5 protein-coding genes are annotated in these 4,493 nt (G+C 45.5%); 4 read left to right on the forward strand and 1 reads right to left on the reverse strand.

Going from position 1 to position 4,493, the window contains the following annotated elements; all coding sequences use genetic code 11:
• Positions 1-561 (forward strand): ParA family protein (locus tag RMO27_RS21455; RefSeq protein WP_309736422.1); only part of this gene is annotated, 561 nt, incomplete at its 5' end.
• Positions 562-774: 213 nt separating this feature from the next.
• Here RMO27_RS21455 and recJ read toward each other — a convergent pair.
• Positions 775-2,745, reverse strand: a complete 1,971-nt coding sequence (gene recJ / locus RMO27_RS21460) for a single-stranded-DNA-specific exonuclease RecJ (RefSeq protein WP_309736424.1) — start codon at positions 2,743-2,745, stop codon at positions 775-777.
• A gap of 288 nt (positions 2,746-3,033) precedes the next feature.
• On the opposite strand from recJ, the gene RMO27_RS21465 reads away from it, so the two are divergent.
• From RMO27_RS21465 to RMO27_RS21475, 3 genes are all read left to right on the forward strand, one after another.
• Positions 3,034-3,576 (forward strand): type IIL restriction-modification enzyme MmeI, encoded by a 543-nt coding sequence (locus RMO27_RS21465; protein WP_309736426.1) that lies wholly within the window; start codon positions 3,034-3,036, stop codon positions 3,574-3,576.
• Entirely contained in the window at positions 3,567-3,725 is a 159-nt protein-coding gene (locus tag RMO27_RS21470; protein WP_309736428.1) for a hypothetical protein, read from the forward strand. The genes RMO27_RS21465 and RMO27_RS21470 overlap by 10 nt, the downstream gene beginning before the upstream one ends.
• 13 nt (positions 3,726-3,738) lie before the next feature.
• Positions 3,739-4,493 (forward strand): ATP-binding protein (locus tag RMO27_RS21475; protein WP_309736430.1); only part of this gene is annotated, 755 nt, incomplete at its 3' end.

Below are 4,493 nucleotides of genomic sequence, written 5' to 3' on the forward strand. Positions count from 1 at the left end.
GGTGGTGTCGGCAAGACAACCACATCAATTCACCTAGCTGCTTATCTACAGGATAATGCGCCGACATTACTGATCGATGCCGATCGCAACCGTTCGGCATTAGTCTGGTCGCGCGAGGACAAATTGCCTTTTACTGTTGCCTCGCAGGCTGGTGCGACGGCGATTATTAGTAAATATACGCACATTATTACCGATACCCAAGCCCGCCCCGAACAAGACGAACTCAAAGATTTGGTGGCTAGTAGCGATCTGCTGATCGTGCCGACGACGCCCAACCATCTCGATATCGATACCACGATTAAAACCACCGAACTTTTGGAAGCCTGGGGCGCGAAATATAAAATCCTGCTCACCCAAGTAGATTCCCGCACCAAAACCGGACGCGAAGCTAGAGCGATCCTCGAAGAAGCTAAATTACCCTTATTTAAGGCTGATATTCCCTTATTAGTTGCCTTCGAGCGATCGTCTAGTCGCGGTGTGGTGGTGCGAGATTATCTCGATCCGCGCGCACAGTTGGGTTGGGCTAAGTATCAATCCGTCGGTAAAGAGGTGTTGGCATAGAAGACTAAATTGGAGCTAAATTACCAGCAAAGATCGGAAGCGGGCAATGATCTGAATGACCCCACTGTTTGACTAATTGGTATTGCTGAATTCAGATATGATTTATTTTAAAAGCAAGCCATGAAATCTAGGGTAGAAGCTAAGATTTAGGGCAGGGGCAATTCATGAATTGCCCCTGCTACCCTAAATTTTAGCAACACCGCATGACTTTCATTAACTAACTTGCAATACTTGCATCGCAGTTTTAATCAACTGAAAATAATAGGGCTTCGTAATATTGATCGATTCAACTGCCCTTGTCCCAATTAACTCTGCCACTTTCTGCCCTTTATTTACTACCAAAGCTTGACCCTGTGAATTGACGATCGTCAAGCGAGCTTTGTCAGGAGACATACTGCAATCATAGTCCCGTTCTTGATAGTTAAATTTATAAGTCTGGGCGGCAACTGGTAAGCGCACACTCATAACTTCTAATTCGATCGCGCGTGTATCCTTCCAGTTATTTTCCTTGAGTTTGTAGGCGATATCTAAATAGCGTGGTAATGGAAAATAATCACCAAATCGCCAGGCGATCGCTTTAATTCCTTTCGGAAATTCTGGTGTATCGACAGTAAATTTCAGGTGTCCTTTGCCGACAATTTTTTGTTCGAGGACGCGGACATTTGCCGTCCAGAATACCGGATCGGGATTCTCCATGCCACAAGGATGAATTGCATCGATTTGGGTGTAAAGGGACATATTAATTGCTGCTAAATCGGCTTCGGCATCAATTTTGACTAAATGCTTGAGATGCTCGACTTCTAAGCATTTGTGGGCAAATTCACTTAATGTCTGTTGAAATTTCTCTAGATTCTCTGTGGGCATCGAGAATCCACCTGCCGCACGATGTCCACCATATTTACCTAGTAAATCATGACAGTAGTTGAGGGCATCGAACACATTGAATTCGGGGATGCTCCGCGCCGAACCTCGGATATGATGCTCGTCTTCATTTGTCCCGATAAATACTGGCACGCCATAGCGTTCGACTAAGCGCGAAGCCACGATCCCAATTACACCATGATGCCAGCCGGAATGAACGATAACTAAGACGCGATTTTGTTTGATATTATAGTTACCATGCTCGATGAGGTCGATCGCTTCTTGTTCGATCGCCGCGCACATATCTTGACGTTGTTTATTGACTTGTTCGCATTGGATCGCTCTGGCTAAAGCGACACCCATATCTTCCGTAGTGAGTAAATTAATAATAATCTGCGGGTCATCAATTCTCCCGATCGCATTGATTCTCGGACCTAATCTAAATCCAATATCTTCCGGCTTCATGGCGGTATTTTTAGCAACCGTGCCGCCTTGGGTGCCGGACATTTCAATTAAGGCTTGAATCCCAGTCACTTGGGAGTTGGGTAATAGTTGTAAACCTTGTTTGACGAGACGACGATTGATGCCAGTTAATGGTGCTAAATCGGCGATCGTCCCTAATGTAAATAATTCTAATAACTCATCACTTAAAGATGGTTTGTCGAGTCTATTCGCTAATTCTAAAGCTAGCAGATAAGCAACTCCTACCCCCGCAATCGCTCGATAAACCGAAGATTCAGCAATTAGTTTGGGATTGAGAATTGCCTGCGCTGGCGGTAATATCTGTGGTAAGTCATGGTGATCGGTAATAATTACCTGCAAGCCCAATTCTACGGCTCTAGCGATCGCCGCTACTGCCGAAATGCCATTATCCACGGTGATAATTAACTTGACACCTTCAGAGTGAAATTCTTCGACGATCCGCTGATTAATCCCATACCCGTCGGACATCCGACTGGGAATCGCATAATCTACATCCGCTCCTAAAGCCGATAGAGCGCGTAATAGTAGGGCGGTGCTAGTCATGCCATCGGCATCATAATCCCCACAAATCGCGATTTTAGACTTCTGCTCGATCGCGTTGACGAGGATATCTAAACTTATCTCCAAATCGGGAAATTCGGTCAATGGCGAAGGTAATGTCGCTGTCTCTGGATGAATGAATAACTCGGCTTGCTCGATCGTCTCAATCCCGCGATTCATCAGCACCTGCGCCAGCAATGGTGATGTCGCCTCATCAGGGGTGAGCGTGATACCTGCAGCTAGGGTTGCAGCCTGTGATAAGTTGCTCGGTGCTATTTGCCAGCGGTGTTGGGGAAGCATGATAATCGCAGACTAAATGAGCCAAAATCATTATACAGATCTGTAGGGGCGGGTTTATGCTAGAAATTATCGATCAGCACCAACAATCCTCGATCGAACCCGCCCTCCCCACTAGTAAATCAAATACCGCTCGATCTTACCGTTACTGGTAGGTTAGGGCGGGTTCGATCGACCGTTATTGTCGAACAAAAATCTTTAGCATAAACCCGCCCCTGCAGTCCCGTGATTGGTATTAGGCAGTTAGCGATCGTTGGCGTAGCTTTTCCTCTAAAAAATCGATCTGCTGCTTTGATTGTAAGTTACTTAGCGGTAAGATATATCAGCCAGACCCCGCATGAATACGTTCATATTTGCATGAATGATGTCGATCGCCAACGAGTTGATGACTTCTTGACTAAGTGGTTGGGTTCCGAGGGGAACGAACGGGCTAATTATCAAACCTTTTTTGGCGATTTATGTGTGGCTCTAGATGTGCCAGCACCGCCCCCAAAAGGCAGTGAGGCAGGCGATCGATACTGTTTTGACAAAAACATTAAATTCTTCAGTGAGAAGGCAGAGACGACGCGATTTGCGGACTTTTATAAAGAGTCTCACTTCCTGATTGAGGCAAAGCAGGGGAGTACCAATTCGAGCAAGGGGCACGGCAAGCGGGGGACGAAAGGCTATCGGGATGAAATGCAGAAGGCATTCAACCAGGCTAAATCCTACGCTTATAACCGGATGCTGCCATCGCTACCGCCGTTTTTGATTACCTGTGATATTGGTTCGCATTTTGAGGTGTGGGAAGGGTTTAGTGGCGAGTATGGCAGTTATGGACAGTGGTGCAGATAGCCAACCAATTTACAGGCAAAAATACCCAGAAGAAATTGGATGCAATAGCGGAAAATCTCGATCGATTAGAATGGTTTGGGATACTCATCCATCGTGATGATACAGGCATCACCTACTGGCAATATGCCGAGCTACAACAAACCGCTTAGATAGATCGACTACATGACTGTCAAAATAGAAATTCCCGTCATCTATCACACATCTAAGCATTGCCAATCCTTATTAGAGATCTGGCACATGGTAGGCCAAAAACTTGAAACCTCCTTAGACTTGACCCTTGATTTTCAAAAGTGCAGCTTTCTGAGTCACCTTGGTGTGGCGTTTCTAGGTGGACTCAGCCATCACGTTCGATCTCAAGGCGGACAGTTAAACTTCGACTGGGATACATTGCAGCCTAAAGTTCGCATGAATCTCGCCCAAAATGGATTCTTGTTCAGTTTCGATCGAGGGGTAGAGCCTTGGAATGGTAATTCTGTTCCTTATCGCCAAGATTTAGACCAGAACAAATGTGCTATAATTGGGTATCTGGTAAATCAGTGGTTAGGAAAAAACTTGGTCGATATCAGCTTGGGCTTAAAAGGCGCGATCGTTGGTACCGTCTGGGAAATATACACAAATGCCTTTGAACATAGCAACTCATCCATTGGTGTTTTTAGTTGTGGACAATACTACCCAAACAAAAAAGAGTTACACCTAACTATTATTGATTTTGGGCAGGGCATAGCCAATAACGTTCGATCTCTACCCCAAAATCGATCGCTAGATGCAGCGCAAGCCATAGAATGGGCGTTTCAGACTGGAAACAGTACCGCCATCAAAATTAGAAGCAGAGGGATGGGGCTGAGTACCTTACAAAACTTCCTCTCGACCAATCAAGGTAATCTTAAAATATTTAGCAACGACGGATACGTCAACAT

Source organism: Chamaesiphon sp. OTE_75_metabat_556 (genome assembly GCF_031378165.1).
GTDB lineage: Bacteria > Cyanobacteriota > Cyanobacteriia > Cyanobacteriales > Chamaesiphonaceae > Chamaesiphon.

Excerpts from the sequence above, each read along its gene's own strand:
- recJ (WP_309736424.1), bottom strand. The coding sequence starts at position 2,745 with ATGCTTCCCCAACACCGCTGGCAAATAGCACCGAGCAACTTATCACAG.